13 protein-coding genes, 1 tRNA gene and 1 pseudogene are annotated in these 13,018 nt (G+C 62.5%); 5 read left to right on the top strand and 10 right to left on the bottom strand.

Annotated elements, in window-relative coordinates; genetic code table 11:
• The first annotated feature begins 2 nt into the window (after window positions 1-2).
• From DT070_RS04485 to DT070_RS04470, 4 genes and pseudogenes are all read left to right on the top strand, one after another.
• Window positions 3-79: transfer RNA gene (locus DT070_RS04485), tRNA-Met, on the top strand.
• Window positions 80-503: 424 nt separating this feature from the next.
• A pseudogene (locus DT070_RS04480) lies at window positions 504-782 on the top strand (IS21 family transposase); the annotation flags it as partial.
• Window positions 783-1,376: 594 nt separating this feature from the next.
• Entirely contained in the window at window positions 1,377-1,907 is a 531-nt protein-coding gene (locus DT070_RS04475; RefSeq protein WP_122954334.1) for a hypothetical protein, read from the top strand.
• Between the two features lie 12 nt (window positions 1,908-1,919).
• The gene (locus DT070_RS04470) at window positions 1,920-2,519 is read left to right on the top strand and encodes a hypothetical protein (RefSeq protein WP_122954333.1); all 600 of its coding nucleotides are present in this window, start codon (window positions 1,920-1,922) and stop codon (window positions 2,517-2,519) included.
• 91 nt (window positions 2,520-2,610) lie between these two features.
• Here the strand turns inward: DT070_RS04470 and DT070_RS04465 are convergent, their stop codons facing one another.
• The 8 genes from DT070_RS04465 to DT070_RS04430 all read right to left on the bottom strand — a co-directional run bounded on the left by DT070_RS04465 (window position 2,611) and on the right by DT070_RS04430 (window position 10,944).
• Complete coding sequence (locus DT070_RS04465; RefSeq protein ID WP_122954332.1) at window positions 2,611-3,006, bottom strand: RidA family protein; 396 nt, start codon at window positions 3,004-3,006, stop codon at window positions 2,611-2,613.
• Window positions 2,999-3,442, bottom strand: coding sequence for a thioesterase family protein (locus DT070_RS04460; protein ID WP_122954331.1), 444 nt, complete (start codon window positions 3,440-3,442; stop codon window positions 2,999-3,001). Before DT070_RS04460 ends, DT070_RS04465 begins: the two co-directional genes overlap by 8 nt.
• The gene (locus DT070_RS04455) at window positions 3,439-5,106 is read right to left on the bottom strand and encodes a benzoate-CoA ligase family protein (RefSeq protein WP_122954330.1); all 1,668 of its coding nucleotides are present in this window, start codon (window positions 5,104-5,106) and stop codon (window positions 3,439-3,441) included. The genes DT070_RS04460 and DT070_RS04455 overlap by 4 nt, the downstream gene beginning before the upstream one ends.
• The gene (locus DT070_RS04450; protein ID WP_122954329.1) at window positions 5,103-6,284 is read right to left on the bottom strand and encodes an acyl-CoA dehydrogenase family protein; all 1,182 of its coding nucleotides are present in this window, start codon (window positions 6,282-6,284) and stop codon (window positions 5,103-5,105) included. Before DT070_RS04450 ends, DT070_RS04455 begins: the two co-directional genes overlap by 4 nt.
• 43 nt (window positions 6,285-6,327) lie before the next feature.
• Window positions 6,328-7,182, bottom strand: a complete 855-nt coding sequence (locus tag DT070_RS04445; protein ID WP_122954328.1) for an enoyl-CoA hydratase family protein — start codon at window positions 7,180-7,182, stop codon at window positions 6,328-6,330.
• On the bottom strand, window positions 7,179-7,664 hold the full coding sequence (locus tag DT070_RS04440; protein ID WP_122954327.1) for a MarR family winged helix-turn-helix transcriptional regulator: 486 nt from the start codon (window positions 7,662-7,664) through the stop codon (window positions 7,179-7,181). Before DT070_RS04440 ends, DT070_RS04445 begins: the two co-directional genes overlap by 4 nt.
• Before the next feature lie 42 nt (window positions 7,665-7,706).
• The gene (locus DT070_RS04435; protein ID WP_122954326.1) at window positions 7,707-10,043 is read right to left on the bottom strand and encodes a bifunctional salicylyl-CoA 5-hydroxylase/oxidoreductase; all 2,337 of its coding nucleotides are present in this window, start codon (window positions 10,041-10,043) and stop codon (window positions 7,707-7,709) included.
• 154 nt (window positions 10,044-10,197) lie between these two features.
• Window positions 10,198-10,944 (bottom strand): 2OG-Fe dioxygenase family protein, encoded by a 747-nt coding sequence (locus DT070_RS04430; protein ID WP_122954325.1) that lies wholly within the window; start codon window positions 10,942-10,944, stop codon window positions 10,198-10,200.
• A gap of 144 nt (window positions 10,945-11,088) precedes the next feature.
• Between DT070_RS04430 and DT070_RS04425 the strand changes: the two genes are divergently transcribed.
• Complete coding sequence (locus DT070_RS04425; protein ID WP_122954324.1) at window positions 11,089-11,391, top strand: DUF1840 domain-containing protein; 303 nt, start codon at window positions 11,089-11,091, stop codon at window positions 11,389-11,391.
• Window positions 11,392-11,508: 117 nt separating this feature from the next.
• On the opposite strand, the gene arr is transcribed toward DT070_RS04425, so the two are convergent.
• Window positions 11,509-11,904 carry an NAD(+)--rifampin ADP-ribosyltransferase gene (gene arr / locus DT070_RS04420; RefSeq protein WP_122954323.1) on the bottom strand — a complete coding sequence of 132 codons (396 nt, stop codon included), beginning with the start codon at window positions 11,902-11,904 and terminating at the stop codon, window positions 11,509-11,511.
• A 49-nt stretch (window positions 11,905-11,953) separates the two neighbouring features.
• Window positions 11,954-12,970: a tripartite tricarboxylate transporter substrate binding protein gene (locus DT070_RS04415; RefSeq protein ID WP_122957246.1), complete on the bottom strand. Its 1,017-nt coding sequence runs from the start codon at window positions 12,968-12,970 to the stop codon at window positions 11,954-11,956.
• Window positions 12,971-13,018: the final 48 nt, after the last annotated feature.

Genomic DNA, 13,018 nt, shown 5'->3' with positions numbered 1-13,018 from the left:
ACCGCGCGGTGGAGCAGCCTGGTAGCTCGTTGGGCTCATAACCCAAAGGTCGTAAGTTCAAATCTTGCCCGCGCAACCAACATTCTAGTTAACCAAGCTAGTACCAAAACGCCCACTTCATGTGGGCGTTTTGCTGTCCGTCATCAATTGCCTTGCGCGTTGAGGTCTGCGGCTAAGCTTTAGGCCGGAATAGTCCGTCATCTGAAGTCAACTCACTTGGTCGCCTTCTGCTCCTCTTAGGCTCCAGGGTGGATCTAATCCCTTGCTTCGCACCCTCATTTCATGGTCATACGAGTTCGTCAGTGCGTAACTGATGAGCGGACCTCGAATCGTTGCCGTCACCGGGATAGGTTTCAGAGACCAAATTCCCTGAGAAGGTGCGTCTGAGCTCTCTTGTTGTTGAATGCCGTCGAAATCTGACCCGGTTAGAGCAGTAATTTCCATCGAAACCTGACCCACGTAGGCACTACTCTGCTTGTTTTAAAAGCAGAGGGAAATTAGGAGTGATAGACGTGGCGACATTGAATGTCATCAGGCGGTGGGCATTGAGAGATCAGTTGTCCATCCGCGAGATTGCAAGGCGTACAGGCCTGGCTCGCAACACAGTAAAGAAGTACCTTCGGTCCGATGAGGCTGAGCCCAGGTACGCAAGGCGGGTCAGCTCAAGCAAGCTCGATCCCTACGCTGAGAAGCTGGCCACCTGGCTGGGAATCGAGGCAACAAAATCGCGGAAACAGCGGCGCACTTTGAGGCAGATCCACACAGACTCAGCCCAAAAAGGAGAAGATCAAGAACTTATCCACACCGTGAGCACTCTCTGCTCACAAAGAGTGTGGGTCAAGATTTGATGGAAAGATCGGGTCAGGCTTCAGCGGAACTCAACACGGCAGGCGACGCAACCAGGCAACCGGGTTGCGGCTTTTGCCCGTGATCTGGGTGTGCACGAGAGTGTTGTGCGCCGCTGGATTGAGGAACTGATCCCGGCTGGGACCGGAAGGCTATTCGGCGGACTGCCCTGCAACGATGAGCAAAGCCGCGAACTCTCCCGGATGCGGCGCGAGGTGGCAAGCAGGCGGATTGCGCGCGAGACCATCGCGAACGCGCTGGGCCGATTCGGCGTTCATTCTCCGGCCGATGGGGTGGAAACACCCTCGATAAGCTCCGCCGGCAGTTGCTGAATTTTGTGCGGTACGAGCTTGCATTCTGACCCGGGTGTCTCCCGGTCTGGTAGCGCCGCAGCTGCGCGACGATGAATGCTTGTAGTGATGCGCAGCTCATAGCGTCGCGGTCAAAAGAGCCGAACCTAAACAGGCGCAGACACACCAGGTGGTCGGCCAGCACAGCCAGTGCGGCTTGAAGAAATTAAAGGAAGCGACATGCAAATAATGAGCGATTTGGAGGCGGAGCCGTCCCGATCCCACGATGAGGACTTTGAATTTGTTTTCCAGGATTCGCTAAGCCATGAAATGGAGGCTGGGCGCTGGCAACACCTCGTTGCCGGTTTAGGTGCCCATACAACCTATAGCGTGCAGCAGGTGACCAGCAGGCTGGCTGAATTGATCAACAAAGGCCGCATCACGGAAAGCGACGCGCGCTGGTTGCTCAATCCCCTGCAGCCGCTGTACCAGGCGGGTGTCTCATCGCAGAAGCTGTCACGCCTCATGGACAGGGCTTTTCATTCGGCGCACGAGGCGGTTGCGCTGGATGTGATGATTTCCGACGCAGTCGAACAGCGTATGCGGATATCGCCGAGGCATATGTTCGCCAAAGACCTGCTCCCGCTGGAAGTCATGATTGACCGGGGGTTGCTTTCGGGCGCGCTCGAGGCTTTGCTGGCCTGGGGCGAAGGGCTGGGAAGCCATCTGCACCTGCGCCTGCTGCGTAAAAGGGGGCCGCCGCTCGGCTAGTTATGGCTCAGCGTGACCCATCTCTCTTCGGATGCCGCACAAGACAGGAAGCTGAACTCCCTGCAGTGGTACGTTCTGTGGCAGCTCGCGCGGCTCAAGGGGATGAAGGTCAAGCGCAAGGTTGAAGGTGACCGCATCCGCGTGATGGTGATGTTTGGGCGGGTGATGAGCCCCGACTCGGCTGTGGCGTGGCTGGAAACCCCTGGGGTGCAGGAGCCCGGTCCCCTGCTGGACCCGTCCGCGATGGTGGTGTGGGCCCTGCTGCCGGACCAGTCCATGCAGGAGACCGTACTCGCAAGCCTGAGCCGCGGATCGATCAAGCACCCGCGCATGCTGAAGAACATGAGCGAACTCGCCGACACGTCCGAGTTGCCCCATTGCATCGTCACCACGGGAAAAGTCATTAACAGCCCGGCGTTCACTTACTGGAGAAAGTTCGCGCAGCAATCCGCAGACCGGGCTATTGTGGTGATCGAGGTGACAGCAGCGCCCGAGGTCTTTGAGGCCCGAAAGCCTGGACCGCGCAACGTCATCCGTTTAAGCGCGGCAGACGTCCCGGGCAAGCTGGTGTCGACCATCCTGTTGGAGCTGGAGCATACCGCTCAGGCCTGAGCATGCTGCGCTTTCTGCGGCGTGGGTGCTGCCCGCAATGCGTCGAAATGCGTCGTAATGCGTGCGTGGTTTTATTCGATGGCCGGGCGTGTCAGTCCGGAATGACTGCCGTCACCTCGATCTCCACGCGCGCGCGCTCTTCCACCAGGCCGGCAACTTCCACGCAGGTCATTGCGGGGAAATTCTTCCCCATCACTTCACGGTAGGCGCCGCCCAGCGCCTTGAGGTTGTCGATGTATTCCACGCGGTCGACCACATACCAGGTCATGCGGACCATGTGCTCAGGCCCGGCGCCGCCGGCTTTCAGGACGTCTGCGATGTTCAGCAACGCCTGGCGGGTCTGTGCGACGAAGTCATCGCTTTCAAATTGCTGTTGCGCGTTCCAGCCGATCTGGCCGCCCACAAAAAGCAGCGCGCCGCGCGCCAGGATGCCGTTGGCATATCCCTTGGGTTCTGCCCAGTCGGGTGGCTGTAATTTTTTAAACATGTGTCTCCAGGGGTGTTTGCAGATAAGGCATCAGGGCACGGCGCATGTCGTCAGGGATGCGCACCGGTTTGCCGTTTGGAACTTGTGAATAGACCACTACGCCGTGGGCCCTCAGCCTGAGGGTATTGGCGGCGTCTGGTGTGGAGGGCGCGCCGTGGATTTCGTACTGCATGCCCATGCTCGAGTTACCGATGCGCGTCAGCTCCAGGGTCATCGTGAGCGGGTCACCGTTGCGGCACATGCCGAGGAACTCGGTCTTCAGGTCCACAATCGGCACGCCTGTTCCGCCGGCAATCAGCACATGCTCCGGAAATCCGATGTGGGCCAGAAAGTCTTCCTGAACTTCGTGCAGCAGGTAAAAAAACTGCGGGTAAAAAACAATACCGGCCGGGTCGCAGTGATGAAAGCGGACCTGCTTTTGAACCGTGAACTTCATGACTGGCGCAGTTTGAAACGTTGCAGCTTGCCGGTCTCCGTGCGTGGCAACTTGTCCACGAACTCGATCTGGCGCGGGTACTTGAAGGGCGCAAGCATCGCCTTGACGTGGTCCTGCAGGGCCTTGGCCGTTCCGTCACCGCCGGCCTCGCCGGGCTTGAGCACCACAAAGGCCTTGACGATCATGCCGCGGTCGTCGTCGGGCAAACCCACCACACCGCATTCGGCCACGGCCGGGTGCTTGAGCAGGGCGTCTTCCACTTCCGGGCCGGCCACGTTGTAGCCGGCGGTGATGATCATGTCGTCGGCGCGCGCCTGGTAGAAGAAGTAGCCGTCTGCGTCCTGCATGAAGGCATCGCCCGGGTAGTTCCAGCCGCCTTTGACATAGTTGCCCTGGCGTTCATCGTCAAGATACCGGCAGCCGGTAGGGCCCACCACGGCGAGTTTGCCGATGGTTCCGCGCGGCACTTCCACGCCTTCATCGTCCACCACCCTGGCGGTGTAACCCGGCACCACTTTGCCGATCGCGCCGCGGCGCACGTCTTGCCCCGCCGCGGAGATAAAGATGTGGAACATCTCGGTGGCGCCTATGCCGTCGATCATCTCGATGCCCGTGGCGTCTTTCCACAGCTGCCGCGTGGCATCCGGCAGGCTTTCGCCGGCGCTCACGCACAGCCGCAGGCTGGGCACGCCATGCTGTTTGGCAAAGGCGGCCATCTGCCGGTAGAAGGTGGGCGCGGTATAGCAAACAGTGGCGCCCACCTGGTTGATGAGCTTGACCATCGCCTCCGGCGTGTAGCCGATGGACGGGTAGTACACCGATGCGCCCGCCCACATGGGGAAAATCAGCATGCCACCCAGGCCGAAGGTAAACGCCAGCGGCGGCGAGCCGACCACGATGTCATCAGGCCTGGCTTTGAGCACATGGCGCGGCCAGGCTTCGCAGGCCGCCAGCACGTCGCGATGGGTGTGCACCGCGGCCTTGGGTTTGCCGGTGGTGCCGGAGGTAAACGCCATCAGGGCAATGTCGTCTGCCGACACCGGGCAGGGTGTGAACTTGCCGTCTTTTTGCGCCGAGAGCACGGCCAGCGAACCGGGCTCGTCCATCAGGTTGAAGGGCACGATGGCGGGCAAGGTATCGCTTTGTGCTTGGGCGGTTTGCAGCTCTTCCAGCAGGCCGGCGTCGCACAGGGCCAGCGCGGGGCGGGCCTTTTCAATGACTTCACCCAGCTCCTTGGCGCGCAGCAGCGGCATGGTGGCCACCGCCACCAGCCCGGCCTGCACCACGCCCAGCCAGGCCAGGGCCATGCCGATGGAGTTGCCGCCGCGCAGCAGGACGCGGTTGCCCGGCTGGAGCTTGAAGTCTTGTGTCAGCACCTGCGCAATCCGGTTGACGCGTTCCAGCGCATCGGCGTACGTCAATGTGATCTTGTCCGAGCGCAGCATGGGTTTGTCCGCGCGCCCCTCATGAAAAGCATTGGCAAACAGGGTCTGCACCAGGTTGGCTTGCGCCGCGATGCGCTGCTCGGGCAGCGGGTACACCATGCGAGGCAACTGCGCCGGCGGCGGCAGGCGGTCGTGCACAAAGTGGTCGGCCTGGGCCGAAGGCGCCGCAGGCGCCGCGGGCGCGGAAGAAACGACGGGATCGGACACAGAGGTGCTCATGATTGCAATACGGCCTTTCCAATGATGAGTTGCTGCACTTCGGTGGCGCCTTCGTAAATGCGCAGGGAGCGGATGTCGCGGTAAAGGCTTTCCACCTTGGTACCTACTTTCACGCCCAGGCCGCCGTGCATCTGCAGCGCCATGTCGATGACCTTCTGCGCGTTCTCGGTGGCGGTCATCTTGGCCATGGCGGCTTCGGCGGTGATGCGCGCGCCGCTGCCCAGCCGTTCGCTTTCGTCGCGCATCCACGCGGCGCGGTAGGTCAGCAGGGCGGCTGCGTCGACCAGCGCGGCCATCTCGCCGAGCTTGGCCTGCGTGAGCTGGAAGTCCGCCAGCGTCTGGCCGAACATCTTGCGTTCTTTGGAAAAGCGTACTGCCTCGGCCAGCGCACGCCGTGCCATGCCCAATGCCGCCGCAGCCACCGATGCGCGGAAGATATCCAGTGTCTGCATCGCCAGCTTGAAGCCGCCGTTCAGCGCACCCAGCTGGGCATCCTGCGGCAGCTGGCAGTGCGTGAACTTGAGCGTCGCCAGGGGATGCGGCGCCATCACGGCGATGTGTTCGCTGGTGTCCAGGCCTTTGTTTGCTGCGTCCACGATGAAGGCGGTGATGCCGCGTGTGCCGGCTTGCGGATCCGTCTTGGTGAAGGTGACATAAAAATCCGCAATGCCGCCGTTGCTGATCCAGGTCTTGCTGCCGTTGACCGCCCAGCCGTCGCCCGTGCTCACGGCCGAGGTCGTCATGGCGCCGGCATCTGAGCCGGCATCCGGCTCGCTCAGGGCAAAGGCGGCAATCTTTGCACCGCTGGCCACCTGCGGCAAATACGCCGCCTGCTGTGCGGGCGTTCCCGCCAGCGTGATCGCGCCGCTGCCCAGGCCCTGCATCGCAAAAGCGAAATCAGCCAAGGGCGAATGAAATGCCAGCGTCTCGCGCAGGATCACCAGCGCGCGGGAGTCGAGCTTTTCAAGTGCGCCGCCGAGTGCGCCGTCCTTGCCGGCCGGCACGCAATAGCGCAGCCACTGGTTGGCGCCCAGCAGCTGGACCCAGTCCTTGCAGGCCTGGCGGTCGTCGCTTTCGTCGACGTGCTGCTGCGGCATCCAGTCGGCCAGCCGCCGGCCCAGGTCGCGGTGGACATCGTCAAAGAATGGCAGCGCCAGGTGGGCGGTCGTCGATCTCATGCGTGAAACATCCTTGCCTTGTGAGCTTGTCGGGGGGGGCGGGTCAGTCGCCGCGGAACACCGGTTTTTGTTTGGCCGAAAACGCTTCGTAGGCGCGTGTGAAGTCCTGCGTCTGCATGCAGATGGCTTGCGCCTGCGCCTCGGCTTCGATCGCCTGGTCCAGCGTCATGGCCCATTCCTGGTGCAGCATGGTCTTGGTCATGCCGTGCGCAAAAGTCGGGCCGTCGGCCAGGCTTTGCGCCAGCTTCTGCGCTTCTGCCAGCACGTCTTTCGGCTCATGCAGCGCATTGAAGAATCCCCACTGCAGGCCTTCCTGCGCGCTCATGGCGCGGCCGGTAAACAGCAGCTCGGAGGCGCGGCCCTGGCCGATCAGGCGCGGCAGCAAGGCGCAAGCGCCCATGTCGGCGCCGGCCAGGCCCACGCGGGTGAAGAGGAAGGCCGTCTTGGCCTGGGCGGTGCCCAGCCGCATGTCGGCGGCCAGCGCCATCATGGCGCCCGCGCCGGCGCAGATGCCGTCAATCGCCGCGATGATGGGCTGCGGGCACAGGCGCATGGCCTTGACCAGGTCGCCCGTCATGCGGGTGAACTCCAGCAGCTCGGGCATGGTCATCTTGGTCAGCGGCCCGATGATTTCGTGCACATCGCCGCCCGAGCAGAAATTGCCGCCGGCGCCGGTGATCACCACGGTCTTCACGTCGGTGGCGCTGTTCAGCGTGCGGAACAAATCGCGCAGCTCCGCGTAGGAGTCAAACGTCAGCGGGTTTTTGCGCTCGGGGCGGTTGAGCGTCAGCGTGGCCACACCCGCGTCGAACGAATAGGCGAAGTGTTCGGCCTGGTGATGGGCCAGCGCATCGAACTGCGCGTGCATGGGATTGCCCAGCTTGATGTAGTGCTTCATGTCGTTTCCAGTTTGGCGTCGGCGAGCAAGGTGTGGTGCTGCTTGACCTTGCCCAGCAGCTTGTGCAGGGACTCCACTTCACGTGCGGACAGGCCTTCAAAGGCCGCCACGATCCAGGCCTCATGCTCGGCGGCCATCTCGTCGAAGAGCTTGCGGCCGCGGGTGGTCAGGCGTACGCGGTAGGCACGGCGGTCGCCCTCCACATCCACACGTTCCACCAGGCCTTCGGCGACCAGCTGGTCGGTGATGCCGGTGACGTTGCCGCCGGTCACCATCATGCGGCGCGACAGCTCATTCATCTTCAGGCCTTCAGGGCTGCGCTCGAGCTGGGCCATCAGGTCAAACCGCGGCAAGGTGGTATCGAACTGCTCGCGCAGCTGGGTGCGCACCTGCTTTTCGACCAGCTGCGTGCAGGTCAGCATGCGCAGCCAGAGCCGCAATGCTTCGGGGTGTTCGCTGTGGCCTCGTGCTTCCATGTCCATGGTGGGTCTCCTTGGTGGTATCGGTATTTTTATCTTTGCTACTTATTTGATAGCTACTTGTGCTTGCTCCACCTGGGCTTCAAGCTCCTTTTGCTTGGAAATCTCGCGGTAGAGCTGGTCGCGCCCGCTCAGGTAGGGCTGCGGCCAGTTCACATGCCGGCTCTGCAGCTTGGCCGCTTCGTGCAGCGTCCAGGCCGGGTCGGCCAGGTGCGGGCGGGCAATCGCGCACAAGTCTGCGCGGCCGGCGGCGATGATGCTGTTGACGTGGTCGACTTCCGAGATCGCACCGACCGCGATGGTCTGGATGCCCACTTCATTGCGGATGCGGTCGGCAAACGGCGTCTGGTACATGCGGCCGTACACCGGCTTGGCCGCGCGCGTGGTCTGGCCTGACGACACGTCGATGAAGTCGCAACCCGCGGCCTTGAACATCCGGGCGATCGCCACGGCGTCGTCGGCGGTGTTGCCACCCGGCGCCCAGTCGTGCGCCGAGATCCGCACGCTCATCGGCAGGTAGGCCGGCCACACATCGCGCATGGCGGCAAACACCTCGAGCGGAAAGCGGCAGCGGTTTTCCAGGCTGCCGCCGTAGTCGTCGGTGCGCTGGTTCGTCAGCGGCGTGATAAAGCTCGACAGCAAATAGCCGTGGGCGCAGTGCAGCTCCAGCCAGTCAAAGCCGGCTTCGGCCGCGTAGCGGGTGGACTGCACGAACTCCGCCTTGACGCGGTCCATGTCGGCGCGCGTCATGGCTTTCGGCGTCTGGTTGGTCGGGCCGTACGCCACGGCGCTGGCCGCCAGCAAAGGCCAGTTGCCAGTGACCAGCGGTTCGTCGGGTTGCTCCCAGCCGACTTGCGTCGAGCCTTTGGGGCCGCTGTGGCCCAGCTGCATGCCGATCTTGGCGCCGGCGCCCGAGGCGTGCACAAAATCCACGATGCGCTTGAAGGCCTTGGCCTGCGTGTCGTTCCACAGGCCCGGGCAGCCGGGGGTGATGCGGCCCTCTGCGCACGGTGCGGTCATTTCGACAAACACCAGCGCGGCGCCTCCGAGCGCGCGTGCGCCCAGGTGCACCAGATGGAAGTCTTGCGGCACGCCGTCGATGGCGCTGTAGGTGGCCATGGGGGAGACGACGATGCGGTTCTTCAAAGAAAGCTCGCGTACCTTCAGAGGCAACAGCATCGGCGGTGGTGCATGCGGCGCATTGCTTTTGGCCAGCCACTGCTCATAACCCTGCAACCACGCGGCATCGCGCACACGCAGGTTCTCATGGCTGATGCGCTGCGAGCGTGTGAGCAGCGAGTAAAAGAACTGCTCGGCCTCCATGCCGCTGTAGCGGTCCACGTTCTCAAACCACTCGGTGGAGTTGCGCGCGGCATTCTGGATCTTCAGCACTTCGACCGAGCGCAGCGCTTCGTAGGTCTTGAGCGCCGCAGCAGCATCACCGTGTTGCGCAAAACAGTTGGCCAGCTCAATCGCATCTTCGAGCGCCAGCTTGGTGCCGCTGCCGATCGAGAAATGCGCCGTGTGCGCCGCATCGCCCATGAGCACAATGGGGACCTGCTTGCCGTTGATAGACGCCTCATGCACCCAGCGCTCGCACACCACGCGCGGAAAACGAATCCAGATCGCCGAGCCGCGCACATGCGTGGCGTTGTTCATCAGCGCGTTGCCGTCCAGGTATTTGGCAAACAGGCGCTCGCAGAAGGCAATGCCTTCTTCCTGGCTCATCTGGTCCAGGCCGTGGGCCTTCCAGACAGCTTCGGGCGTCTCGACGATGAAGGTCGAGGTGTTCTCGTCAAACTTGTAGGCGTGCGCGGCAAACCAGCCGTGCTCGGTTTGCTCGAACGCGAAGGTGAAGGCGTCAAAGGTTTTGTGTGTGCCCAGCCAGACAAAGCGGCAGGCGCGCAGCTCCACATCGGGCTTGAAGGTGTCTGCATAGCGGTTGCGGATGCGGCTGTTCAGGCCGTCGCTGGCGATGACGACGTCGGCCTTGTATTTCGCGGCAATCGCCTGGTCGTCCTGCACGTCGGTTTCAAACAGCAGGTCAACCCCCAGTTCGATACAGCGATCCTGCAGGATGTTGAGCAGGCGCTTGCGGCCGATGCCGCAAAAACCGTGGCCGCCCGAGCGCACGGACGTGCCCTTGAAGAACACCTCCACGTCGTCCCAGTGGTTGAAGGCGTCGCCGATCAGCTGGGCGCTGACCGGGTCGGCCACGCGCAGGTTGCCCAGCGTCTGGTCGGACAGCACCACGCCCCAGCCGAAGGTGTCAAAAGGCCGGTTGCGCTCGACCACCGTCACGGTGTGCGCGGGGTTCTGCAGCTTCATCAGCAGGGCGAAATACAAACCTGCGGGACCACCGCCCAGGCAAAGAATGTGCATGAATGCGTACTCTCTGGATTAATCTTGCTTTAATTGTTTAGGTTTAAACTAAAACCGTCAAGCGGGTTTTTCCCCCTGATCCAGAAACTGTGTGCAACAGCGCAAAAAAAAGGGGCCGATACTTCGGCCCCGGGCGCTTGAGAGGCCTGGAAGGCTAGGGCGCCTGGAATCCCGATGCTCTGTAAGTGAGCACCAACGTGTCCCGGAAGCTGCTTGCCGGCTGGTCGTCTGCCGGCAGGATGGGCGTGGTCTCGTGGATGACGCGGGCGTCGTCCAGCAGCAGCGCCGTCAGCGGCTCCTGCATCACAAAGCGTACGCCGTGCGGGCCGTTGGCGTCAAACACCCGGGTTTCGCCGCCCTTGACGCCGTGCCGCGCCACCATCATCACCACCACAAAATCGACGCCGTCGCGGTGCGCGCCTTCCGGGGTGGGCCGGCCTACGCCGCCGGCGGTGTCGATGCGGAACTGGTGCGCTTCAATGTGCCAGTGCTTGGCCGGCTGCACCTGGGCAAACAGCCTGCCCAGGCTGGCCAGCAAATCCGTCCACGCCGGGGCCGTTGCCACCGCCGGTTCGACCGGGTCAAACCAGCGCTCGAAGCCGCCGTGCAGCGCGTTGTAGTCGGTGGGTTGCCAGTGCGCGCGGTGCGGGGTTTGCACCAGCGCGCCGGTAGCCAGGTCTTGCACAAAGCAGGAATGGCGGCGCTTGCGGTAGTGCCCGCCGTCCTTCAGGTGCGCATCCGGCGGCAGCCGGTCCCAGGAAGGGATCAGGGCGTTCCAGCCGGGCGCCCAGGCGGCGCCCAGTTCCAGCGTGGCCGTCAGTTCGGCCGGGTTCAGCAGGCTGAGGCCGTCCTGGCTGAGCGCCTGGCGGGCCGACTTGGGGACAGTGGCGATATTGAACATAGACCGCCATTTTGCTTGAGCCGCCCGGCTCGCCAGGCCCGCGCAGCCGGAAACCCTGAGGGGGCAAGAGGTGAAACCAGCCTACATACAGGGGCCCCAAAACTTTCCATAATGGTCCGTCTGTCTAACTAGAGGAGCCCATCCATGCTTTACAAATTCAAATCAAAAGACGCCGGCGATGTGATCATGCTGGAAGCCAACGGCCGCAAGGTGCTGGAGATCATCGGCAAGGACGCCGGCCCCAAGGGCATCATCCTGCCCGAGCAAATGCCCGCCGCCATCGAGGCGCTCAAGGCGGCGATTGCCCATGAGGAAGCCCATGACGCCAATGCCGGTGATGCCGTCGTGCCCGGCGACGGCCTGGGACTGCGCCAGCGCGCCATGCCCTTTATCGACATGCTGCAGCGCAACCACCAGAACGGCCACGAAGTGGTCTGGGGCGTCTAGGCGCAAGGCTTTCGTTGCCTCCATAAAAAGCCCTGGTGACAGGGCTTTTTGCATTGGAGGGGATGCGCCAGCGACGCTTAAAAATCGCTCATCCCCAACCGCTTCTATCGCCGACCCTCAGTTAAGAATCTCTCCCATCCCTGCCTGGACGCGAATTCTGAGCTGCCGGATGAACTCCTGATCGTAGGGTTCCCAGCTGTCGAGTTCGCCGATGATTTTCAAAGGTGATCCACTTCGGTAGGACCGCGTTGGATTGCCAGGGAATTTTTTGTCAGTGACGTTGGGGTCGTTCTCAAATTCGCCTGTGGGCTCCACGATGTAAACCCGCGGTGCACCTTCGCCTTTGGACATCTCCGCGCCAAGTCCGGCCACTTTGGGCAAAGCCGTGAAATAAATATGGTTCATCACCACGCTGTCGTCGTAGTTCGATCTGAACCCTGCCGTCAGCAAGCCGCCAACCTGCATATCCGCTCTCGTACCGTGATAGAAAGGCCCGACGTCCAAAACGCCCATGTATTTACCTCTGAAAAAAGGGGGGTGGAAAATTGAAGCTTCTGGAGACTCAGTCCACCTTGGCGCCTGAGGCCTTCACCACCTGCGCCCACTTCTTGTGCTCGGCGTTGATAAAGGCGGTGAATTGCGCCGGCGTGTTGCCGCTGGGGATGGCGCCTTGCGCCAGCAGCTTTTCCTTGATGGCCGGCGTGCCCAGCGCCTTGGCGGCTTCCTGCTGGATGCGGTTGACGATCTCGGGCGGTGTGCCCGCAGGGGCGAGCAGGCCAAACCATGAGCTGGCGTCAAAACCCTTGAGCGCCGCGCCGCCGGCCTGCTCCACCGTCGGCACATCCGGAACCGCCGCCGAGCGCTCGGAGCTCGTCACGGCGAGCGCCTTGAGCTTGCCGGACTTGATCAGCTGCATCGACGAAGGCAGGTTGTCGAACATCACGTCCATGTCACCGCCTACCAGGGCCAGCAGCGCCGGGCCGGAGCCGCTGTACGGGAAGTGCGTCATGTAGGTGCCGCTCATGGTCTTGAACAGCTCGCCCGCCAGGTGGATGGAGGTGCCGTTGCCGCTGGAGGCCATGTTGAACTTGCCGGGGTTGGCCTTGGCCACGCGGATGAAGTCGGCCACGTTGTTGATGCCGGCCGCCTTGGCTTTTTCGGTGTTGACCACCATCACATTCGGCACGCCCGCCACCAGAGTGATGGGCGAAAAGTCCTTTTGCGGGTCGTAGCTCATCTTGCTGTACAGCGACTTGTTGATGCCGTGCGTGCCGACAGTGCCCATCAGCAAGGTGTAGCCGTCCGGCGCCGATTTGGCCACGACGTCGGCGCCGATGTTGCCGCCAGCGCCGGCGCGGTTCTCGACCACAAAAGACTGGCCGAAAGCTTTGGACAGCTCAGGCGCCATGGCGCGGGCCAGGATGTCGGTGGTGCCGCCGGGCGCAAAAGGCACGACGATCTTGACCGGCCGGGTGGGCCAGGTGGTTTGGGCGGATACCGGGATTGCTATCAAATTAATAGCTGAAAGTGCAATACCCGCAAGGGCTAACCTGCGATTTTGCTTAAGGATTTTTCTCAAAATGGGCTCCAGAAAAGAGAGGGCCGACTGGTAGTCAGGCACCTTACC

Source organism: Polaromonas sp. SP1 (assembly GCF_003711205.1).
Classification (GTDB): domain Bacteria; phylum Pseudomonadota; class Gammaproteobacteria; order Burkholderiales; family Burkholderiaceae_C; genus Polaromonas.
The sequence above is the reverse complement of the archived record's forward strand: the minus strand, read 5'-3'. Positions and strand labels throughout refer to the sequence as shown.